Origin of the sequence: Puia sp., from assembly GCF_036500295.1 — a bacterium.
Lineage (GTDB): Bacteria > Bacteroidota > Bacteroidia > Chitinophagales > Chitinophagaceae > Puia.
This window is the reverse complement of record NZ_DASYCH010000113.1, coordinates 13,643-36,166: the sequence shown is the minus strand read 5'-3', so window position 1 is coordinate 36,166 and position 22,524 is coordinate 13,643. Positions and strand designations below refer to the sequence as shown.

21 protein-coding genes and 1 tRNA gene are annotated in these 22,524 nt (G+C 49.5%); 8 read left to right on the top strand and 14 right to left on the bottom strand.

The annotated features are described in order from the left end of the window. Positions 1-25: 25 nt before the first annotated feature. Genes VGM48_RS21225 through VGM48_RS21215 form a run of 3 tightly spaced genes read right to left on the bottom strand, consistent with a single transcriptional unit; the run spans position 26 to position 2,268 of the window. Positions 26-418: a hypothetical protein gene (locus VGM48_RS21225; RefSeq protein ID WP_331582442.1), complete on the bottom strand. Its 393-nt coding sequence runs from the start codon at positions 416-418 to the stop codon at positions 26-28. A gap of 27 nt (positions 419-445) precedes the next feature. Next, the gene (locus VGM48_RS21220) at positions 446-889 is read right to left on the bottom strand and encodes a hypothetical protein (RefSeq protein WP_331582441.1); all 444 of its coding nucleotides are present in this window, start codon (positions 887-889) and stop codon (positions 446-448) included. An 11-nt stretch (positions 890-900) separates the two neighbouring features. Further along, positions 901-2,268, bottom strand: coding sequence for a hypothetical protein (locus tag VGM48_RS21215; RefSeq protein WP_331582440.1), 1,368 nt, complete (start codon positions 2,266-2,268; stop codon positions 901-903). A gap of 648 nt (positions 2,269-2,916) precedes the next feature. Between VGM48_RS21215 and VGM48_RS21210 the strand changes: the two genes are divergently transcribed. Continuing rightward, positions 2,917-3,276 (top strand): hypothetical protein, encoded by a 360-nt coding sequence (locus VGM48_RS21210; RefSeq protein ID WP_331582439.1) that lies wholly within the window; start codon positions 2,917-2,919, stop codon positions 3,274-3,276. Between the two features lie 39 nt (positions 3,277-3,315). Here VGM48_RS21210 and VGM48_RS21205 read toward each other — a convergent pair whose 3' ends face one another. From VGM48_RS21205 to ypfJ, 3 genes are all read right to left on the bottom strand, one after another. Then, complete coding sequence (locus VGM48_RS21205) at positions 3,316-3,738, bottom strand: hypothetical protein (protein ID WP_331582438.1); 423 nt, start codon at positions 3,736-3,738, stop codon at positions 3,316-3,318. A 208-nt stretch (positions 3,739-3,946) separates the two neighbouring features. Then, positions 3,947-6,643 (bottom strand): carbohydrate binding domain-containing protein, encoded by a 2,697-nt coding sequence (locus VGM48_RS21200; RefSeq protein WP_331582437.1) that lies wholly within the window; start codon positions 6,641-6,643, stop codon positions 3,947-3,949. Between the two features lie 193 nt (positions 6,644-6,836). Further along, positions 6,837-7,940 carry a KPN_02809 family neutral zinc metallopeptidase gene (gene ypfJ, locus VGM48_RS21195; protein ID WP_331582436.1) on the bottom strand — a complete coding sequence of 368 codons (1,104 nt, stop codon included), beginning with the start codon at positions 7,938-7,940 and terminating at the stop codon, positions 6,837-6,839. 135 nt (positions 7,941-8,075) lie between these two features. Here ypfJ and VGM48_RS21190 point away from each other — a divergent pair, with 135 nt between their 5' ends. Continuing rightward, positions 8,076-8,642, top strand: coding sequence for a helix-turn-helix domain-containing protein (locus VGM48_RS21190; protein ID WP_331582435.1), 567 nt, complete (start codon positions 8,076-8,078; stop codon positions 8,640-8,642). Positions 8,643-8,710: 68 nt separating this feature from the next. Continuing rightward, positions 8,711-9,208, top strand: coding sequence for an SgcJ/EcaC family oxidoreductase (locus VGM48_RS21185; protein WP_331582434.1), 498 nt, complete (start codon positions 8,711-8,713; stop codon positions 9,206-9,208). Between the two features lie 9 nt (positions 9,209-9,217). Here VGM48_RS21185 and VGM48_RS21180 read toward each other — a convergent pair whose 3' ends face one another. The 5 genes from VGM48_RS21180 to VGM48_RS21160 all read right to left on the bottom strand — a co-directional run bounded on the left by VGM48_RS21180 (position 9,218) and on the right by VGM48_RS21160 (position 14,346). Beyond that, positions 9,218-9,892 carry a hypothetical protein gene (locus tag VGM48_RS21180; protein WP_331582433.1) on the bottom strand — a complete coding sequence of 225 codons (675 nt, stop codon included), beginning with the start codon at positions 9,890-9,892 and terminating at the stop codon, positions 9,218-9,220. 12 nt (positions 9,893-9,904) lie between these two features. Then, positions 9,905-10,933 (bottom strand): hypothetical protein, encoded by a 1,029-nt coding sequence (locus VGM48_RS21175; protein WP_331582432.1) that lies wholly within the window; start codon positions 10,931-10,933, stop codon positions 9,905-9,907. A gap of 10 nt (positions 10,934-10,943) precedes the next feature. Next, positions 10,944-11,882 carry an ankyrin repeat domain-containing protein gene (locus VGM48_RS21170; protein ID WP_331582431.1) on the bottom strand — a complete coding sequence of 313 codons (939 nt, stop codon included), beginning with the start codon at positions 11,880-11,882 and terminating at the stop codon, positions 10,944-10,946. A 77-nt stretch (positions 11,883-11,959) separates the two neighbouring features. Further along, positions 11,960-12,598, bottom strand: a complete 639-nt coding sequence (locus tag VGM48_RS21165) for a response regulator transcription factor (protein WP_331582430.1) — start codon at positions 12,596-12,598, stop codon at positions 11,960-11,962. Further along, complete coding sequence (locus VGM48_RS21160; protein WP_331582429.1) at positions 12,598-14,346, bottom strand: sensor histidine kinase; 1,749 nt, start codon at positions 14,344-14,346, stop codon at positions 12,598-12,600. Before VGM48_RS21160 ends, VGM48_RS21165 begins: the two co-directional genes overlap by 1 nt. A 524-nt stretch (positions 14,347-14,870) precedes the next feature. Here VGM48_RS21160 and VGM48_RS21155 point away from each other — a divergent pair. The 4 genes from VGM48_RS21155 (at position 14,871) to VGM48_RS21140 (ending at position 18,315) form a co-directional block, all read left to right on the top strand. Beyond that, positions 14,871-15,689, top strand: coding sequence for an SDR family NAD(P)-dependent oxidoreductase (locus VGM48_RS21155; RefSeq protein WP_331582428.1), 819 nt, complete (start codon positions 14,871-14,873; stop codon positions 15,687-15,689). Between the two features lie 17 nt (positions 15,690-15,706). After that, entirely contained in the window at positions 15,707-16,600 is an 894-nt protein-coding gene (locus VGM48_RS21150; RefSeq protein ID WP_331582427.1) for an AraC family transcriptional regulator, read from the top strand. 83 nt (positions 16,601-16,683) lie between these two features. After that, positions 16,684-17,184 (top strand): cupin domain-containing protein, encoded by a 501-nt coding sequence (locus tag VGM48_RS21145; RefSeq protein WP_331582426.1) that lies wholly within the window; start codon positions 16,684-16,686, stop codon positions 17,182-17,184. Between the two features lie 342 nt (positions 17,185-17,526). After that, complete coding sequence (locus VGM48_RS21140; protein ID WP_331582425.1) at positions 17,527-18,315, top strand: SDR family oxidoreductase; 789 nt, start codon at positions 17,527-17,529, stop codon at positions 18,313-18,315. A 77-nt stretch (positions 18,316-18,392) separates the two neighbouring features. Here VGM48_RS21140 and VGM48_RS21135 read toward each other — a convergent pair whose 3' ends face one another. Together VGM48_RS21135 and VGM48_RS21130 are read right to left on the bottom strand one after the other, a co-directional pair. Next, positions 18,393-19,460 carry an acyltransferase gene (locus VGM48_RS21135; RefSeq protein ID WP_331582424.1) on the bottom strand — a complete coding sequence of 356 codons (1,068 nt, stop codon included), beginning with the start codon at positions 19,458-19,460 and terminating at the stop codon, positions 18,393-18,395. 509 nt (positions 19,461-19,969) lie between these two features. Further along, positions 19,970-20,051 (bottom strand) — tRNA-Leu (locus VGM48_RS21130). Between the two features lie 157 nt (positions 20,052-20,208). Here VGM48_RS21130 and VGM48_RS21125 point away from each other — a divergent pair. Further along, positions 20,209-21,531 carry a DEAD/DEAH box helicase gene (locus VGM48_RS21125; RefSeq protein WP_331582423.1) on the top strand — a complete coding sequence of 441 codons (1,323 nt, stop codon included), beginning with the start codon at positions 20,209-20,211 and terminating at the stop codon, positions 21,529-21,531. Between the two features lie 8 nt (positions 21,532-21,539). Here the strand turns inward: VGM48_RS21125 and VGM48_RS21120 are convergent, their stop codons facing one another. Further along, positions 21,540-22,505, bottom strand: a complete 966-nt coding sequence (locus tag VGM48_RS21120; RefSeq protein WP_331582422.1) for a DMT family transporter — start codon at positions 22,503-22,505, stop codon at positions 21,540-21,542. Positions 22,506-22,524 lie beyond the last annotated feature (19 nt).

Here is a 22,524-nt window from a genome sequence, read left to right as displayed (position 1 = left end):
AGTGATTTGGGATCCATTTGTAAAGTTAATGTTGTGATGCATTTTTGCGGTGTCTAGTCAGCGCCATGATGATAAACAATACCGCCCAAATGAGATTTAAGATAAGGAAAAAGATCAAAAAAGGGCCAGATTGCGTGATCTGACCCACTGAGATCATATAAATTCCGTATGTTCCAAAATATAGGTTGAACGTGGTCAGCAAAGTTCGAATAAATCCGATATCTCCTTTTGTTGCTCCAACCTTTTTTAGGAGAATAACTAGCGGGCTGACTATGCTGGTAATGATCCAGATCAGCAGAAAGAAAGCGACCAGATCTGGACCACCACCCAATTTCGCATTTGTCCTGTAAAATAGACCTGGGACAAATATTGTTGCTGCCAGTATTACAAGCGACCACAAAATATACGTTAGTTTCATAAATTATCTGATTAGTATCCATGTCTTTTAGGGAATTTTCAAATACGAGCCGGAAATATAGTTCAGCCACGCCTGCTGGTCCTGAGATCCTATTTCGAAGAAAGTTTTGTCTGAATCGGAATAGAAAAATCCGGCGTAATGGCTGATAATGGCTTTTCTGAGATGACCATCGGTGGTTTCGTACGACGCCAAGTAGCAACCCATCCAAACCGGATTGAGTTTGGGTAACTCCTTGCATCCGGATAAATAAATATGCATGGAGTCATCATTTAGCGCAATTCCCCCTAAGAACCTGAGACTGTCAACGGAGATCCGAACTACCCGATTGAAAGTATGCAATTTATAGATTCGCCAATTCTTGGTCGAGTCCCAGGATAGAGGACGCATGTGAGCAGGGCAAGATTGTTTATTTGTTGCGCGGCTATAAGCCACAGTACCTATGAGGATTAGGATCAGGATGTTGTATTTCATAGCGAAGCAATTTAATTACAACTGCCAACATTGGGATGGCTATTCTCTACGGTGTTTCGGGTCATATTGGAGGAGAGGGGCATATTGCGAATATCTTCTCCTAAGTCACCAGGATCATTTCCTGCCCCCCCAGGCCACGAACCCTTCGTTGATGGAAGGGTAACGCCACCTGCTGCCATGGCGTTTATGGCAAAGGTAGTGCAGTTGTTGGAGTTAAGGTTGTACAGGTATCCGGTATTATTTCCTAAAGACACATAATTTAAGATGCTGAAAAACTGGCTGCTTGACACATTGACTGTTAAATTGATATTGTACGTATGTGATTGATCGTTATTGAGGACCCCTTGACTAAAGGCACCGGAGGTGGTCGGAACGACCATGCTTGTGGGATAGAAGCCGACATTCCGTGACGTGATATTTCCTTGGTCATTTTCTGTTAATATCAAAAAGACATGCCCAACGTTAACAAAATTACTGGCGGAACTGCTCCCAACTGGTCCACCTGGTGTGAAGCCCCACGGCAGTCTCGTGCCGGGGTCTGATTGGTCTACGCATACTTGAACACTATAGGAATGGTCTGGAGACGGGCCATCCGTAAAACAATGGAAATAATCGGAAATACTAGCAATAGGGTTTCCCGGCGGGGGCACCACAACCGACTTAAATTGTCGAGTAGGGACTATTCCTAAACTAGGCAGGCCCCCACTCGGCAATCCAGGATCAGAGGAAAAGCCGAACGTCGTGCAGGTTGTTTCGGACCAGGAAAAGCTTTCATCTGGAAAGTCGGGGGAGTAGTTATATCCGACTATTTCACTGCAAACCTGGATAGTCTGAATAATATCAATTTGTTTAGCGCCGGAGGATCCGGAAACAGGATCACCACCGGTGTTTGAACTCGGTTTCCGATGGAATGGTGTCTGAACGGAATTGCCTTGCCAATCTTCTACCAAGTAAACTCCAGTCATTGAATTGATATTGATTGTTGTATCCGGGATGAATGTGACCATATATGCGTGTCGTGTTTTTCCTTTATCCTGCGTGATCACCAAGGAAGTGAGGTCGCTGAGGTCATATGCTCGTTCTGTCGCCTCATCGAAAGTTACGAGCAGGTCATTTTTGTAGGCTATTGGTGCGACGACTACATCGCCGGAGGAAAGGTGTCTTACGGTTGCCCTTTTCCAATCAACAGATTTAGGTTGTTTCGCTCGGTAGTTTTTGGCGTTTGCCCCTTTTCCAACGCCAACTATTTCCCGATTAAAGAAGGCCTGGGCTTCTGCAATTGGAGTCGGGATTTCCGAACTAGAAGAGGTAGAGGATTTCTTACAACCGATAAAGACGAAGGCGATGCTAAGGAACAGCAGGGAAAGTTTGGGTGACATAAAAGTAAGGTTTAAATATTGGTGCATTTTAACAGCCTGAATTTACTGCTGGAACGTGTTCAATCCTCCGTTCTGGCATGAATGTGACGATTATCACATCCCATTTTACTGAAGAGTATCGGACCCTCCTTAGCCAATTTGCCAGGAAATTGATATATAAGTAATATCCATTATATTTTTCATAGATGAATTTATTTAACAATAACGAATAGGTGATATGCACTCTCGGAAACTGCGGTCTAAGAGCGTTAAAATAATGTCCTGGATGAACCCATATCAAAGCATAAATTATGGAAAGGCTTTTGTCGTTGCTAAACTATATCGCCTTCTTAGAAGGATAGCCACTGAGGTTAACGGAACCATATTTTGCCGAGATGACTACGCTCGTTGAACTCTCTTTAAAATACACGGGATCGGGACAATGTCCCATTCGGGCAGGCGGCGATTTGCTGCGTCGACGGCTTCGGGCTGATGTCCATCTGGGGGATGGACGATTTTCAAAAGGTCTGTCGTGGAGAGTTCCTTGTAGATTTCAGAGAGATCGAAATCCATTTGAAGTTTAGCTATTCAACGTCGCGGCCCTGAATTTATTTTGTCGTGCGGCCGTTGCCCAATCTTTACTACCTTCATCGATTAATGGCAACCAATATGACATACGAAGAACTGATAAAAAAGCATCCAGGCTCGCTGGTGGAAAAGATCGTAACGGAAGTAGTGAATAAAGATTCTTTCGAGGTTCACTTTGAAGAAGAGGAGGACGAACAGTGGGCCGTAATAAAAGTGCATGTCTACGAAGAGGACAAGGAGATGGCGCTTCGGTTACTCTCCGACGACAAGTGGGTATTACAGTTTGGATACTATAACGACGAGGATGAATTCATCGAACTGCTTCAGCCACTCACCCAATCGGAGATAGACCTGGTTCCCAAGGGGCTTCAAAAGGTCATGCGCAAAGTTCTGGCGAGTGAAGAGGGCCTACGGCTCCCGGGGAATTTCTTATCCCGGTAGAAATTTAGCCCAGGCACGTCAGGTGCATCTAGCCCTTTTCTAAGGAATCGCCGGAGCGCCAGGTGAGATCACTTGGATCTTCGCTTCTTTTATTTTGCGTTCCAGCCTCCGGTGAAATTCGGCGGCCGGGTCCGGCAAAAGCATTCTTCTTTCCGTTTCCAACAAAGCATTACTCAATAGGTATTCGTAAAAACTGCTCTCATCGAATTGCCGGACACCATAAATGACCTGCCCCTGCTGCATCCGCATCTTCCTCGTTTCATTTTCCTCTCTAAATGCCTTTAGAAATTGCTTATAGTCGAATCCCGTCAAAACGCCATATTGCTGCATGATCCGGATCTTTACCTTGTCTTCCACCAACTGCTGCAGGGTTCTCCTCTTGATCCATTCCGCAGGCGTAATGCCGTCGAAAGGATGATCCCAGAAATCCGCTCCATTGTACGATGCATTATACTTCTGCATAAAAAAAGAAAAACAGGCGCTTCTGAACCCATTCATTCTCCATAGAAATTCGCCTTGCGAGACCCTTTCACCGTCTATTTGAACGACTGTTGAAGTATCGTCGTCACCAAATGAGGCAGCGCATGGACTCTGCGCGCCCACCTGGAAAAAGCAAAAGACAGACAGGAACAAACAGCATGTTATGTTAGGGTTGGCCATGGTCTTCTCGTTATTCGGTTACCCATATCCGGTATGTCTTGCGGCTGGTCCTTTCTGAAAGAATGGCAATGTACAGACCACTGCTGATCCCGGGCAACTTAACGGTCACCCAATTCGCACCCTTCACGAACAGCAGTTGCCGGCTGTAAGCCAGCCGGCCGGATGAGTTGTAAATTTCAATCTTTCCCTCACTGCTCCCTTTCCCGGTATTATAGATAAAACTTACCGTGCCTCCGCTGTTGACCGGCGAGGGGAAGACCCGGTCCTCGCCGGAAGAGTCGTCTTCGGGACCGGCAGCTGTTCTGCTTTCCGTTACCTGCACGGAGGCTGTTGCTGTTCCAGCACCATTGTAAGCTCCAATATTCGGTGCAGCGGTAGAAGAAACAGGGTTACCCCAATAATCATGGTCACCGTTGCCGGTCATCAGTTTGCCTGCATGAAAAGCAGGAGACCCGGGTTTTAATTTATATCCATCCACATTGCCGAAGGTGAAAACCCCGTTGACCACGCCGCCCGGGGTTCCGCTGCCGGGGGACACGAGTTGTGGATCACTCGCCAGGTTATTGTTGCCGGTTGGCTCGCCGGAAGTATGCCTGCCATAGATGACATTGTTGTCAAATACTTTTGCCCCGATATTGCTCCAGCCGGTCCACGAACCGGCAGACACGAAATAAAATATATTGTTCGTATAAGATATGCTTACCGGATATCCGTTCCAGTCGGTCGCGTATATGGGCAACGTAGCCGATCCGGCGGGGAGATAGAACGTGTTGTTATAGATCTGGACATTGTAGATGATCCCAGCCAGGTGAAAGAGCCGCATGTTGTCGTTCTGGCTTATATTGTACCGGACTATTGCGTTGGTGTTCCCATTTGGTAAAGGACTGCAAAGCAACATAAAGCCACCCGCATTATCATGGCTGTAATTGTACTGAAAAATGGTGCCGTTCTGCCCAAAATCCACGTCATACGCCTGGCCATCCACGCCTGTTTTCGATGTTTTTACGTTATAGGCTTCGTTATACTGGAACAAGGTGCTATCTGAATTCCAGGCCCAAATACCCGCATTGGGTTCCCCCGAGGTCATATTGGCGCCATTCAGTAAATTGTATTCAACGACGGCGGAAAATGTTTCCGCCGGTACGATACCATCCCCACCTGCATTTTCAACATAGTTATTGCGGATTTCGATATGGGTATGTGGTACATAGGCGGTGCCATCGGCACACCCGACCGAAGGACGGCACCCCCAGTCCGAGGCCGTTCCGATACCCGTCCTGTTTACGGTTTTGACGATGTTGTTCTCGATTTTAACCGTGTCAAACCAGGAGTGCAAGGGATGGACGCCTTTGCGGGCCGACACAAGTATGCCGAGGCTGCCATCGACATCCTTTGTATTGTCCCCCAGGACATCGTGAATGTAGTTGTTGCGGATATAAATATGAGTAAGCTTCCCCTGGTCGATGGCTTCCACTTCGATACCTCTCTTTTTTTGCCCTGAATCGACGGGATTGGTGATCTCGAGGTTGGTAATTTCCCAATATTGCTGGTTGGTCAGATATACTACCCTCAGGTTTCCGTTCCCATTGAGAATGGGCTTTGTCGCGCCGCCGCCATAGCTGCCGATGACGACCGGGTTACCGGCCGACCCGGAGCCTTTCGGGCTTAAAGTTCCCGTCCAGGCGCCCGTGCTCTTGAATAAGATGCTGTCACCTCCACTGAAATTGGTACGGTTGACCTTTTCAAGGGATTGCCAGGCATTAGCGGAAGTTTTGCCGTCGGCGGTATCATTGCCGTTGACGTTGTCAATATAGTAAGTCGTGTTGCCGGCGGAAATGGCGGACCGAACAGGGTATACATCGAGATCATCCCCGTAAGCGACGCCCGCATCCGGTTTATAGAAGTAGACCGTGGCCCGGGTATTGGTGTCACCCGTCGTGAAGTACACCCGGTACTTTGCATAGGAGGTATCGATGGCGGTGGCGTTAACCGGTGGTCCGCCATAATTCTTGACCCCCAGCAGGACCGACTGGCCCGATGCACTTACTTTAGCCCAGCCTTCAAAAGTATAATCCGTTTTGGGCACCAGGCCGGTTATCACCTGTTCGATACTTGTCTCGCCGCCCGACCCGGATATCGCATGCATTCCGGAATGCGCATTGAGGGTCGTCACCGCCGAAGTGCCGGACGGGTTCCAGGCATACCAGGGCGAAAGCCCGGCGCTTTCAAAGCCAGGATTCGAGAGTGGAATATACAGCTCAAAGTCATCGCCATATGCCTGACCCTCTCCCGGCTTGTAAAAATACAACGTGGCACTTTTACCATTGGCGCCGGTAGTAAAGCTCAATTGGTATTTCGCATAGGCTGTGTCCGAAACTGTAATATGGATATCGGAGTCGCCATAGTTCTTGACGCCGATGTTTACGGATTGCCCCTCCGCGCCCATCTTTGCCCAAGTTTCGAAAGCATAGGTAGTATTCGGCTGAAGGTCGGAAACCACCTGTTCGATGCTGCATTCACCGCCTGATTCCAACACGGCATAGGTGCCGGTATGCGCCTTGCCGCTGCTCACCGTTGTGGTGCCTTTGGGGTTCCAGGAATACCAGGCCGATAGGTTGCCGGTCTCGAATCCGCCGTTGTTAATGTGTTGTGCCTTAGCGATGTAAAAGGCTAAAAGGAAAGCAGCGAATAGTGTGATCTTTTGCATAGATTGATTTGACCATTTAAAGATCGACACGGATGTCCAATGGCTCCGGATCACTGCCCGCAGTACGACAGGCGGATCAGACCAATGATGTATTGAAAATCGCGCTAATTTGATGCCAATCATTCTTCGACATACTGGCTGGCACCTACCACTAAAGAGGAAGTTGAGTATAGTGAGGTCTCCCATTCCTTTGTTAATTCAGCGAAGGATCATTAAAGGTGTCGCCTTGTTTCATATCTCCTGTCTCGAATCCCTTTTTAAACCAATAAACCCGTTGGGCTGAGGTGCCATGTGTAAAGGCATCCGGCACCACTGTTCCGGTAGCCTCTTTCTGAAGCCTGTCATCCCCGATCGCATTGGCTGCTTTTAGTGCCCCTTCGATGTCCCCGGGCTCCAGGATACTTTTCATCTTATTTGCGTGATTGGCCCAGACCCCGGCTAGGAAGTCGGCCTGCAATTCCAATTTAACGGAATATTTGTTGTACGCTGTTTTGCTTACCTGTGACCGCAATTGTTCCATTTTTGTCGATATGCCCATAAGGTTTTGAATATGATGCCCTACTTCATGTGCAATGACATAGGCAACGGCAAAATCACCGGGAGCTTTGAACCGGTCCCGCAATTCCTGGCAGAATGAAAGATCCAGGTATAATTTTCGGTCGTCGGGACAATAAAAAGGTCCCACCGCGGAGCTCGCGGACCCACAAGCCGACTCGACCTGGTCGGTGAATAACACCAGGGTAGGATCCTGATAGGTCTTCCCCTGATCGGCAAATAATTTGCTCCAAACATCCTCGGTATCGGCCAGCACCACTTTGGCAAATTTTGCCTGCTGGTCATCTGCGGCGTTTCCGTCGGGTGTCTGCGGTGCCGTTTGGGCTTGGCCAGGCTGCTGGGGTAACTGCGGCGGCGTGCCTGTCCCTCCCATGAACGTGTATATCAGATAAATGACAAGTCCGACGACGCCACCACCGGCAGCTACATGTCCGCCTGTGATGCCACGGCGGTCTTCCACATTAGAGCTTTCCCTATCGCCCAGCCATTTCATAGTCGGTGTTTTAAGGTGTGCTATAGGCGCATAAAAAAGCGTGCCAGGTAGAGGCACACTTCTGCCCGGTGAAGTCGACCGGGAGCGGATAATTTTCGTTACATTCGGAGTGCCATGGTCAACCGGCACTTCTTCTTCCCACCGCATCCAATGCTGCGGGGTGTTGTAAACAATATCATGATCGGCCACCTCGTCGCCGATCGTAACCAGACGGGGTGGACCTTCCAGTTCCCACCTTTGCCTGAGCATTCCATTTTGTTTTATCCTTTTGACAAGCCCATCGTCGAAGACATTTTCACGGGGGAGCGGCGTTCCCTATCCGCCTGTACTGTTTCCGGCCCGCAGACCGTCCGAAATATCCTTTCATTGGGCCCAAACCATCTAATGATCAAGATCGGCTTTCAGCCGGGAGCCCTTTACCGGTTGCTTGGGACCTCCCTGACCGAAATGCTGGTCTATAAAGACTATGACGGTGAAGCAATATTTGGATCGAAGGTCCTATTGACGATCGACGCATTTGCAAACGCCGGCAATTTTGAGGAAATGAAGGGGATAGCGGATGATTTCATGTTCAGTTTACTCTCGCGGATCAGGTCGACAACGGCGATCGACCAGGTAATACCGGAGATATTGCGGTCGGGCGGGATGGTAAAGATCGAAACGCTGGTGCAAAATGCCCATCTCAGTAATCGCCAGTTTGAACGGGCCTTCAAAGAGCGGATGGGTGTTTCGGCCAAGTTTTATTCCCGGGTGGTGCGGTTTACGAAAGCCTGGCTACTGAAAGAATCAAACCCCCGGATCACGTGGACGGGAGTCGCCCACGAGTGTCACTATTTCGACCAGATGCATCTGATCCGGGATTTCAAAGAGTTTGCCGGCACGAATCCAAAGGAGATATCGGACGCATTCGAGCGTCAACCGTTTCTTGCCGTAAAAGGTATTTTCTATTGATCCCGGAATGTCGGATTCGTACTATTTTCGAAGGGGCAGGCAAATTAGTTTTGTAATAAATATTTATTATGAAACGCTTCCGTTGTACTTTCTTCTGCCTGATGCTCGTTGCGACAGTCGCCGCCCAAACCACTTCTTCCGACACAACAGAAATAAAATCGATCATCCGGCAACAAGAGGATGCCTGGAACAGGCATGATTGGGCCGCCTTTTGCAGTCATTATACCGAAGAGGCAACACTGATCAATTTTGTCGGCCAGTTCTGGGATGGGAAGGACAATATCCTCGAACACTTCAAACTGCTCAACGCCTGTTGCCTGGAGCCTACGTCTCTAAAGTTCGAAGTTAGAAAATTCCGGTCGCTGGGGCCGGATCTGATGATGGTGTTCATTGAGGAGACATTGCTGGCCGATCGGGATTATGAAGTACCGATCCAGCGGTATAAGAAGGGGCATATTGACTATAAATGGCGGGTGGATTTTTTTGTGCGGAGAAACCAGGAGTGGAAGAGCTTATCCACCCAAATGACATTGATGAATCCGGTGCTTTTTCCCCATGGGTCATGACCACCGGCGCTACCCCCGGACCGCCGTTCCCATCCTCACCAGTCCGATCCCATAAATGACCAGCCACAACGGCAGCATCACGACACCCGTGATGAAAGCGGCCATCAACATCTGATGCAGAAAATGATTGGCAAAATTTTCTGGATACTCCCTTAGCGCCACGGCCGGTATCCGGAGGGCATCCATGCTGACGAATATCCCAAAAGCGACAGGAAAAACCCCCTCGACCAATAGTCCGATACCCGCAATGACCCCCAACGCCTGCAGACCACGGGAGACGTTCTCCCGCCGCCGCAGGTTGACGCTGATAAGCCAGACCCCAAAGATGCCTTGTGGCACCATATAAAAGATGTCCGAGACGATCCGGGGAAAGGCGAGCAGCAGACTGAGGCTGGTGAGAAGCGTTGCGGCCATGCCCATGATATGAACCGGCACCCGACCGTAATGAGTGATCTTCTGTTGCAGACTGAAGAAGGCAAACACAAAAAAGGTCTGCACCAGGTACTGTATCGCGCAGATGACGTAGTGCAGCCGCCCCATCGGCGAATAAGGACCCGCCGCCCCAATCACGAGCAATTTGACAAGCAGAAAAAGTCCGGTAACCGCCAGCAGGCCGCTGATGATCGCATACCAGCCGGCTGTCCGATAACCCGCGATGGGGGGCAGATAAGAAGTAGCGCGCATGAGTTTCATTTTTTAAGGTTCTTGTTCCGGGTTCTTCGCAGCCAGCAGCAAGGCCATCGTGGCCCAGTTGCTTCCCGCCGCCGAAATGAATTGATCCTTTTCATGCGGAAATCCGCTATCGACAAAGGGAACAAACGGGAAGGATCTCGTCTTTACATGCCAGGAACCATCCTTTTCCTGGCCCCGCAGTAAAAAGCCGATCCCTTTCTGAAATGCCTCATCCGTGACGGCCAGCTGACCGGACTGATTCAGGGCATACAAGGCCTGTCCAGACGCATAGGCGTCTGTTGGCAGGGAATCCAACTGCGCCCAGCCGCCATCGCTCCGTTGTTCCGACAATAACTTTCTCGCCTGTTTGGCGATGAACGCCGTATCGCCTTTGCACCAGGTCAATCCCAGCAGCTGAAAGACGCGTTCCTCATTGGCCCTGGGAGTCGTTTGCGTCATCCACGCCCTGGCCCGCGCAACCCGCTGTTCCACCTCGGGGCGCAGAACGCCCGGTAGGTAAACCTGCATATTTTTCACCGCCAGCGCAGTCACGCTAAACGAAAAATATTCCATCGGCGGCCGTTTTCCCGGGCTGAACCAGCTCCCGTCTGCTGTCTGCATATGCATGATATTACGGGCCAGGATATCGGTCAGCTTATCGCCGGCGAAGTGATTGGCGGCCAGCCCCCATAGATCGTAATCGCCGGTGATTAGCGTCGCCACCGGATCATCATCTTCCATCAACGCGCGGGTATCTCCATTGGTGATCCACTGGTGTCTGGTGCTGTCCATCGCTTCGGCGTAGATGGTATCATTCACCTGATAACCCTTTTCCTTCGCCATAGCAAAGGTCACCAGCCCGAGCCCCTGATTATGACAGGAATGGCAGTTCACCAGCGCCTGTGCATTCTTTAGGAACAGATGACTGCCGCGTTCCAGCAGCGGCAGACTTTTCTTGATGGCAGATTCCACGGCCGCGTCCCGGTCGTCACTGGCTTTCCATCCGAAAGCGAGCAGGGAGAGCAGCCCAAAAAGGATCAGATATTTTTTCATTACAAATAATTTATTCTTTTGCACCGGCTTTTATCAGCAGGTCCACCGTGCGGGTATGGCCTTTCTTCCGGGCCCATGACAAGGCCGTGCTGCCATCTGTCGCTTTCGTATTCACATTCGCCCCTTTGTCCAAAAAAGCCTGGATGATGGCGGGGTCATCATGCTCATCCAGTGTTGCCCACATCAGCGGAGTCATGCCGGCCCGGACATTCTTCGAATTTATATTTTTTGCTTTCAGCAGAAGGAGTTTCACTACCGCCACATTTCCCGCCACCGCTGCCCACATAACGGGCGGATTATTGTCCTCATCGGGAATATTCACATCGGCGCCGTGATTCACCAGGCAAGTAACGACGTCCCAGTTGCCGGTTCTCACGGCCATATACAAAGCGGTGTATCCCCAGGGATGAGCATCGATCTCGAATCCCTTGCTGAGTAGCAGATTGATGGTTAGGGTATCGCTGAATCTGCAGGCTCGCAGCAGCGCGGTCTCGGCGTTCCATCGCCTGGCTTTCAGGTCGGCGCCGCGCTCGATCAGCCATTTCACCGTCTCATATTTTCCATACCCGGTGCAAGCCATCAGCAAGGCACTGTTCCCGGATTTGGCGGTATCATTGATGCGGGCGCCATACTGCACCAGCAGATTCATTTTGTCGCGATCGTTGGTACAAAGCATCAGTGGCCGGTGACCATATCGATTCGGCAGGTTGGGATCGGCGTGGTGCTGCAACAGCACTTCCATGCACTCGACGGAGGCATACAAAGCTGCATTGATTAAGACATTGTCACTGTCGTCATCATAGCCGTTCACATCCGCGCCGTTTCGCAGCAGCGCCTTCGTTTCCTCGAGGCTGTTCCTTCTGACTGCGTCGTTTAAGGAGTGTGATTGGGCCGATCCACATTGCGAGATCAGCAAAAAGAAGAAGATAAGTAGGTGGCAGCTTCTCATACGCGGTAGATTGATTGCTACAAAACTACTTCAGCCGCTATCCGAAATCAATCGCGAGAAGAGGTGATTTCGGCGGCCTACACCAATTTTTGATAGATGGCCTTTGCTACGGCCTGGCTCTTGGAGTGTACATGGAGTTTTTCGTAAATATGCCGGACATGCGTCTTGACGGTGTCGATGGAGACAAAGCACACTTCGGCAATCGCCTGATAGGACTTGCCCTTTACAAGCCATTCGAGAATTTCCTTTTCCCGTTCGGAAAGATCGATACTCTCGCTGGACGCGGCAGCTGGCTGGTTTCTAAACATCTGCAGAACCTTCGCCGCTACCGATCCCGTCATCGGCGCCCCGCCGTTATAGGTTTCATTGATCGCCTCGATCATTTTTGCCGGAGATGTCTTCTTTAGCATATAGCCCGATGCGCCTGCAAGCAGCGCGGCAAAGATCTTGTCGTTTTCCTCGAAGACCGTTTGCATCAGTACCCTGACCACAGGAAATTGCTCCGATATGATCTTCACCGCCTCGATACCCGACGTTCCGGGCATATTGATATCCATCAGGACGACATCGGGACTCGCTTCCTTCATATGAAGAACGAGGTGGTTTGCATCGGCGAAGGCGCCGGCGCATTGCATATTGACCTGGCTGTCCACCAGCTGCTGCAGACTTTCTCTCAGCGGTTTACTGTCCTCGAATATGGCCACCTTTATCTCCATCAGTTTATCTTAAACTTCATTTTAACCCTCGTCCCCTCCGCCAGCCGTGAATCGATCAGGTAACTCGCGTTGATCTCCTCAGCCCGTTTTTTCAGGCTTTTCAATCCATTGCCCGCCGATTGCTGGGACGCGTCGAAGCCCTTGCCATCGTCTTCAATGCTCAGTTCGACATGGTGACGGCTCCGGACGATCCGGATCACGATCTGCCCGGCGTCGGAATATTTGGTGGCATTGTTCACCGCTTCCTTGAAAAAAAGGTACAGATTCTTTCGTTGTTTCATCGTCAGCCGCACGTTGTTCAACGACTCATCGCTGGAAAACTCGAGCTTTATCTTCTTTGCGTCGAGGATCTCCGTTGCGAAAAGGTTCATCCGCAGGACGATATTTTCAAAATGGTCGTTGCCTGGATTGACGGCCCAGACGATATCGCTCATATTCTCCTGGATGGTCGCCGTGTTCTCGCCGATGGAATTCAAAAGGGGTAGGGCCTCGGGGGACTTTGCCTTCGCCAGTTCGTTGATGATGCGAATGCTGCTGAGGGTAGAGCCGATATCGTCGTGGAGGTCGTCCGCGATATTATTGCGCATCTTTTGAAGTTGTCGCTGTTTCCGGTTCCGGATGCCGATCCCTGTCACCACAAATGCGGCTATCAGCAGGGCCAGGATAAAATAAAACTGATACCGGCTCTTCAATTCGGCAGTCGCCGCCTCGATGGCCCGCTGCTTTTCATTCTCTTTAAAGAAAGCGCTTTGAAAGGCCATTATTCTCTCCCTGTTGTAAAGACTGTCTTTCAGTCGGACGGCCATGTGAAGGTATTTTAGGCTGCTATCAGGGTTGTGCTCTCCTTCATAGATGGCAGTCAGGATATCGGCCGCTTTCTGTTTGCTTATCGGATAGATGACGGAAGACCCCTGGAACAATATTTTCCAGGCATAGGACTTTGCCGAATCATTCAGATGCTGGTCCCGGAATACGGTCGCCAGTCCGAGATACGCGGAAAGCATATTGTATTGCATATTGACCGCCTCGCTGGCCGGCAAACTCAGCCGGTAATAGTATAAGGCCGAATCATTCATTTTGCTGGCTGCAAAGGCATCGCCACACATGGTATAGACGTTGGTCGCTGACCATTTTGTGTCCCAGTCGTTATTGGTAAAGAAGGGACTGTTGATGAACATCACATAACCCGTTTTGGCGTAAAACAACGCCGAATCGTACTGTTTCAACCCCACGAACACCGGCACCAGGAGACTATATAGCCGGTGCAGTTCGGGCACCTTCGCCGCGATACCTTGTTTAAATGCTTCCCGGTAGTATTTCAGCCCCGTAGCAAACTCGCCTAGGTTGATATAGCTATCACCTACCGCCCCGAACGAGTAGCCTCTGGCATAGACATCATCCATTCTTTTTGAAAGGGGTAGCAGTTTGAAGGCGTAATCAAGTTCCAGATTGTAATTCCCCATGGCGTACAAGGCCCCGTTGATAGAGATCAGGGAATAAAGCCTGCCTCTGTCGTAATCAAGTTTCTCGGAAAGCTCGTAGGCCTGCTTTCCATACACGAAGCCGGTATCGGGATAACTAAAGCAATAGGCATCGGCAAGATGGATCAGCGTCTGTACTTTATTCGTGTCCTCTCGTTGTGTGGCCGCCACATGCTTCACCGAATCGTACCACCCGCCCTGGGCAGACACTCCTATCCAGGCCAAACTGTAAACAGTCACCAGCAGTATCGTGACGCTTCTCATCATCCAACCCCATAAAGAAAAGAACATCGGCCGTGAAAACCTATCACCCGATTGGGTGATTTACATATAAGGTACGACAAAAATGGGTGTGGCCAGACCTCAGTCCGCTATCGCGGCCGTTGGTTTTTTGTCTTCAACCGCTTAGGCAAGCGAAGCTTCCCCCGCTACTGACAAAAAACCCCGACTAACGTCGGGGCGCTTGTGCCCGGGACTGGCTCTTATTGTCCTGGGCATCAATTATTTACCTGAAAAGTGTGTCGATCCTTTTTTTCAGTCAGCTCGCGCGTCTCCCGAATAGGTGCGTTTTATTTATGCCCGGCGAGGTATCCCCATCTTAGGGGACATTTCGAAACTCTCCTGCCGTCTAAATTCGTGTCTTAAAAAAATACAAATATGGCTGTATATCAGCCTATTTTCCATTTAGACTTCTTAATGCACGTTAAAATGTATTAATCTTCCCTACTTCTGTTCAATTCCGTCTGAAATTGGCTATCTAACTTTGACTTATCAATTAAAAGATAAAAACAATGGCAAAGTCAATTTTTATAACAGGGGCCTCACGTGGATTCGGCAGGATTTGGGCAGAAGCATTTTTAAAGCGAGGCGATAAAGTAGTGGCTACCGCACGCGACTTAAACACGCTTAACGGCCTTGTAAACAAATATGGGGAGAATATATTACCTATCCAACTGGATGTAAATGACCGTACAGCCGATTTTGCGGCGATCATAAAAGCAAAAGATCAATTCGGCAGTATCGATGTATTGATCAACAATGCCGGATATGGTTTATTCGGCAGTGTTGAAGAAACAAGCGAAAAAGAAGCCCGCGATCAAATTGAGACAAACTTCTTCGGTTTGTTATGGCTTTCACAGGCTGTAATACCCGTAATGCGCGAACAGGGCCATGGTCATATTATTCAATTATCGAGCGTGCTGGGCTTAGTTGCCATACCTGTACTTGGTCTTTACAACGCATCCAAATTTGCAGTTGAAGGCTTAAGCGAAACTTTGGCTGCCGAAGTAAAAGGTTTTGGTATAAAAGTAAGCCTGATCGAACCGAACGGCTTTAGTACCGATTGGGCAGGGCCTTCTGCATTCCATGCCCAAAGTATGCCGGAATATGATAAAGTTAAAGCCGATTTCCATGCAGGTATAACTGATGATGAATTCGGTGATCCTGTGGCGACAACCGATGCAGTATTGAAACTTATCGACAGCGAAGACCCTCCGTTACGTTTGTTTTTAGGCAAAGTGGCATATCAATGGGTAAAACAGGCATATGACGGCCGTTATGCTGAATGGGATAAGTGGAACGAAGTAGCTACTGCCGCGCACGGGCACTAATTTTTAACTATTTCATCATGAAGCATTTCAAGTCATTAAGTGATCTATGTAAAGCAAATGGGTTCCCTCTGCCTGACCATCCCCTCATCGCCTTGCACAGATGCAATGGTACCAGTCCGTTGATTGAGCGGGAATTCACTGGCGATTTTTATGTGATTGCTTTTAAAAGGAAGATAAAGTCAGGCGTCATACTATATGGCCGGACAAAATACGATCATGAAAACGGATCAATGATGTTTATAAAGCCCCGCCAGGTGATTGAGTACAAAGACCTGGAATTTGAAGAGGACGGCTTTTTAGTTTATATCCATGAAGACTTTCTAAACGGCTCTATTTTACACAAGGAGATACAGAAATACGGTTTTTTTGACTACGAGACTAACGAGGCTTTACATTTATCACCGCATGAAGAGGAGGTAATGTGGGATCTTTACAACAAAATTGAATCTGAGTACAAAAACAATCCGGACGAATATAGTCGTGAAATTATGCTCACCCATATCGACTCTATATTGAAATATTCGCAACGTTTTTATAAACGCCAGTTTATTAACCGTACCGAATTGTCCGGAAAAATAGTTTCTAAATTCAATGGTGCGTTATCCGAGTATTCTGGTCAAGGTTTATTACAGACAAAGGGGTTGCCTACAGTAAATGCAATGGCGGCACGCTTGAATTTATCGCCGCGTTATTTAAGCGATCTGTTGAAACAAGAAACAGGCAAGACAGCTATAGAACTGATCCATATTTACTTGGTTAATGAGGCTAAAAACCTTTTAAAGGGCGAGAATCAAAGTGTTTCTGGGATAGCCTATATGCTTGGCTTTGATAACCTGTCCTATTTTTCAAGACTTTTCAAAAAGGAAACCGGATTAACCCCAATTCAATTTAAAAAGCAATCGATAAATTGAAGTTTCGCAACAATTTCCTTTGACCATTCCGGGCGCGGGATATTGGTGAAAAATAGAATTGTTTATACAATTAAACTGCATTTATGAAAGACATGAAGAATGGCCCTATCGCTGTAGGGCCGCAGGACGGCCAAAGCCTGTCGGTGATTGGCGGCGCGTGTCGCATATTGGTTAACGGCAGGGATACCGGCGGTGCCTATGCCACAATTGAATTGCTGGTCCCGCCAGGCGGTGGGCCACCTCCCCATTCGCACCCCGATTTTCACGAAACTCTTTTTGTTATGGACGGGGAAGTAGAAGTAAGATCTGAAGCAGGCGCCTACACGGCCAAAAAAGGCTCTTATGTAGTTATACAAAAAGACGGCATAATACATAATTTTAAGAATAAAAGTGATCAAATGGCCCGCTTGTTATGCACTGTTGTACCAGCCGGGTTGGATGAACTTTTTGAGGAGATAGGCAAACCGGTAAAATGGGGTGAGTTCTTACCTCCTCCGCATATGGACCGTGAGGGCATAGAAAAATTGGCCGGGATCTTCGAAAAGTACGGTCAGAAGATATTCCCGCCTGATTATTTAGGATGATAGAACCGTCCGTTATCTGCTTCCGGAAATCTCAACGCGACCATTCCCCTCATCAGCTGTCATCCGGCGTCCACCGTGATACATTTGTTATATTTAGGGAACCCGCGGCGTAAAGGCACAATCGGAACCCGTAAAAAAGCCGGGGTGAACACCCCCGCCGCTTATCACATGGGAAAACTAACTACCTTATTTTTCGGGCATCAGCTCAAAACGGATCAATAATAACTTTCCGCAGACGTAAGCCCTTTCAAATTTGGGGCCGGTGGCTTATTGTCGCATATTTGCAGAAATATTTAAAGGATTTGAGCCAGGATCCTACTACGTAAATAAACACAAGTACACATGAGCTTTGAAAACAAAAAAATTCTGATTACCGGTGGCTCGAGCGGCATTGGTAAAGCGATTGTCTCAGAACTCTACCGTCGTGGGGCACGTCAGTTCGCGGTCATGGGTAGAGATTTAAAAAAAATGCAAGCCCTGGGAAGTGAATTTCCGGAAGCTAAATTCTTTTACCTGCCCGGCGATGTCGCCAAATCGGAAGTGATCGAAAAAGCGATAGGCAAACTGCGAAAAGAATGGGGCGGGTTGGATATCCTGATTAATAATGCGGGCGTCGTAAGTGCCGGTGCGTTGGAAGAGATCAGCGATGAAGACATTATTGCCCAGCAAAACACCAACATTACGGGCCCCATCCTATTAACGAAACACGCTCTCCCGCTATTGAGGCAGAGCAGTGATGCCGCGATCATGAATGTTTCATCCGGGTTGGGTTTAATCGGTATGGCTTTTTATGCGCCATATGCCGCTTCAAAAGCTGCCCTGCGCCAATTTTCTGAAGCGCTTCGCCGGGAACTTATCGGTCAGGGTATCCATGTGATGACGGTGTATCCGACTGCGACCGATACACCGATGATGAAAACAGCCAACACAACCGGAATGGACACACCGGAACAGGTAGCCAATCGTGCAGTCGACGGTTTGGTCAACAGAGAAATTGATGTTATTATGGGAGGTGAAAGAATGTTGAAAAACAGGAAACTGAATTTCGAAGATCCGCTGCAACTGGATGAAATACTCAAGGCAAATTACGAAGCAATGGCCAAACGCGCGTCAGGCCACCGCTCCATGTGACGTGGCCTGCTTGCCGCAATAATCCCCTTATCTTAATTGACGGCAAGCAGATCTACTTAAGACCTTCTGGTTTCCGGCTAAAGATCAACCGCGACTGGAGCGAGTATAGGCGGTGTGCTTGAGAACCGCGATTTCAGTTTCAGGAACGGTTTTTCGATGACGTATCGTGAAAATAGCGAAGCCAAAGCGATGCAAATAATATTTTGAGGGAAATGGGTCACCCACCAGTCTCTCTTGATGACAAAGAATTGTTGCCATAGATAAATGCTGTAGGACAGCACCCCAATATAGTTCATGGGTTTTGAATTGAGAACCCGGAACCACCTATTACGGGGGCCAAAGACCGAATAGAGGATGACAAAGGCAATCACAAGATTGGCCAATGTGCCGAAATAGGTACCGATGGAGATCATTATAACCCCCAATACATTGCCCTTCCCGAGCATGGCCAGCCAGGGGATCGAGCACAGAACGGTGAGGCTAAACGCGAGCAAGACATTCCAGCGCCCCTCACACTTCCGGACTAAATCATCTTTAAACAGGGCAACATAACAACCAAGGGCAATAGAATCGATCCGGACAAAAAGCGATAGGATGGTTATCCAACTGACAGGGTGTACGTAGAACACGAAAAAACGAATAAACGGAACTACAAGGAAGAGGAATTTGGCTGTGTTCTTTCGCCATTTGTTCCCCAGTAGAAAGATGAGGGGCCAAAGGAGGTAGAAATTCTCTTCGACACTCAGCGACCATGCATGGTCGGTATAGTATTCTCCGACGTTGATCCATCTCATATAAGTGAGCGTTGTCACCCACTTCGATAATGGAATATGAAGAAAACCGGCTCGTTGGAGAAACCAATAGACGAGGAGCAGGAAATAATAGGCCGGGAAAATGCGCAGGACGCGCCGCATATAGAAATGCTTCAGTGAAATACTTCCAGCTGCCTTTTCCTCCTCTAGCAGCAGGGTGGTGATCAGGAAACCTGAAATGACAAAGAATACGTTTACCCCAAATCCTCCATCGAAAATGGGAAGGATATCCAATCGGGAGCCGTGGCCGAAATTTAAAGTAATTAAGTGAAAGGCGAGAACTATAAAGATGCTGATCGCTCTGAGTCCGTTGAGGCTGGGCAATTGTTGCACGTCGGATTATATTTCGGGCAACATTACTATAAAAGTTTCAACACAACAAGTCTTGGCGTCTATTGATAAGCGGTTGTGATACACGAATTTCGTTGAAAGCGACACATCCATCAGGGATTTCGACACGCTGATGGTACATTTTGACATAGCGCTCTTTTCTGCAATTTTTTTCCAGTCAGTTGCTAGTGGGCAGCACGCATTTTGGTGTGTCATTTGATGTGTCAAATTTGTGTCAGAAATAGTGGTAGTAAGCGGGAGAAAGCGACACTTTTTTGACACACCCCAAAAGAAAAAACCTTGAAAGTCAACACATTCAAGACTTCATATGGTGCCCAGGACTGGATTACGTCCGCTTCGCTCCCGTGATCCAGGCGACTCCTACGAGGGGCGTACCCGACGACCCCAAGTCCGCTATCGCGGCCTTTGGTTTTTTCATTTGTCCACTTACGCGAGTAAACTCGCGCCGCTCCCAAACGAAAAAACCCCTCAGCAAAGCTGAGGGGTCGTTGTGCCCAGGACTGGATTCGAACCAGCACACCTTACGGCGCTGCTACCTGAAAACAGTGCGTCTACCAATTTCGCCACCTGGGCCTAAATCAGGTCAAACCCGATTGTTACTAGATGCTTTCCCCTTTCGGGGGTGCAAATATACGGAAAGATGATCTTTGCCCAAAAAAAAGCCCTGTTTTTCTTTGACGCCAGGCACCCCCGGCCATCTTATCCGTAGGAACTAGCGTACTTTTGCCGAATGGTACTGACCTCAGACTCCGTAAAGGAAATGCTCTCCCGCCTCCGCATCGATGAACTCAACGAATTACAACTCGCCGCCCTCGAAGCCGGCCGGCAAAACAACGACCTGATCCTGCTGGCCGCCACCGGTTCCGGCAAGACCCTCGGCTTCCTTCTGCCGGTACTGGCCCTGATGGACGACCAACAGGCCGGCACCCAGGCCCTCATCATCGTCCCCTCCCGCGAACTGGCGATCCAGATAGAGCAGGTATTCAAAACCATGGGCACCGGCTTCAAAGTCACCTGCTGCTATGGCGGTCACCTCCGCGAAACGGAAGAAAATAATCTCATCGAAGCGCCTGCACTCATCGTCGGCACCCCCGGTCGGCTCGCCGATCACCTCCGCCGAGGGAACATCCGCCCCGGCGGCATCAAGACCCTGGTGCTCGACGAATTCGATAAATCCCTCGAACTGGGCTTTGACGAGGAAATGTCCGCCATCATCGGCGCCTTGCCCGCACTGACAAAAAGGATCCTCACATCCGCCACCGACGCAGCGGAGATCCCCCCATTCGTAGGATTAAACGTTGTACATACACTGAATTTTCTTACCGGCGAGCCCACCGAGCGCCTCGCCCTCCAACAGGTATTCAGTCCGGATAATGACAAAATAGACACCCTGTTCCGCCTCATTTGTTGGTTCGGCAGCCGCTCCGCTGTCGTATTCTGCAATCACCGGGAGTCGGTCGAACGCACCAGCGCCCTGTTAAAGGAAAAAGGCATCGTCAATGTCTTTTACCACGGCGCCCTGGAGCAGCCCGAACGCGATAGCGCCCTGGCCAAGTTCCGTAATGGCAGCGCCGACGTACTAGTCACCACCGACCTCGCCGCCCGCGGCCTGGATGTCCCGAACATCCGCTATATCATCCACTACCACCTGCCCAACACTACGGAGGTCTTCACCCATCGCAACGGTCGGACGGCAAGGATGGAAGCCAGCGGAACGGCCATCCTCATCCTGTCCCCCGAAGAGACCCTGCCTTCCTTCATAACCACGGTCCCCGCCGTTATCGAGCTGCCGGCGACGGCGACGGTACCCGATAAGCCAAAATGGACGACTCTGTTTATTTCGGCGGGAAAAAAGGACAAGGTCAATAAGGTCGATATCGTGGGATTCTTTACAAAGACGGGCGATATGAAGAAAGAGGACATCGGCCTCATCGAGGTAAAGGACTTCCACTCGTTTGTCGCCCTCCGCAAGTCGAAGGTGTCCCACACCCTGCAGTTGATAAAAAATGCAAGGCTGAAGAATAAAAAGCTAAAGATCGATGTAGCCAAATAGAGGTCCTTTTAATGCCCCGCCTCCGCTTCGACCTCCGCGGCCGCCTCGGTCTTCCGCCCCTTCCAGCCAACAAGCAACACCCCCACGATCACCAGCACCGTCCCGATCACCTGCTCCGCAAAGATGGGATCACCCAGCAAAAAATGCGCTTGCAGGATCGTGGACACGGGCCCCACACTCGTCACGATCGCCGCATTGTTCGGACCGATGATCTTCATCCCCGCCGACAGCATAAACGACGGGATCACCGTCGCTACCAACGCCAGCAGGATGCCGTACGTCCACAACGTCGAACCGCCTGAATAGGGTAGGAGTTCATCCCCCCGGATCGTCTGCCGGAGAAAATAGTGCGTAAGGATCGCCGCCGTTGCCGACAACATGCTGTAGGTCGTAAACTTCGAAGCGCCGACCACCCCCACCATCCGTCCCGTCCCGGACAGATAAAAGGCATACGTGATCGCGCATAAAAAGATCAGCAGGCTTCCCCAGTAGAAATTCGGGTTCCCCGTGTCGATCCGCAGCTCGCCACAAAAGGCGATCCCGATCCCCGCATACGTCAGCGCCAACGCCCAAAACTGTATCCGGCTGATCTTCTCCCGGAAAAGAAACGAGTTGATCAGCACCGAAAAACTCGGATAAAGGAACAGGATCAACCGCTCCAGCCCCGCCGAAATATACTGTAGCCCGATAAAATCGAAAAAACTGCTCAGATAATACCCCAGCAACCCCAGCAGCACCACATAAAACCATTGGCGTTTGCTCATGCGTACATTACCTTCTTTGCGGCTACCCCAAACCGCAATGAGCAGATAGAAGGGTAGGGACAGCAACATCCGCAACATCAGCAGAGTCAACCCATCGGTATGGGTATGCCGGAATGCCAGTTTGACTATTATAGCTTTCGTGGAGAAAATGATGGCTCCTGAAAAGGAGATCAGGAAGCCCTTCAATAAGGTCCTATTCGTAATATTCATAAAAAAAGCCGCCCGGTAG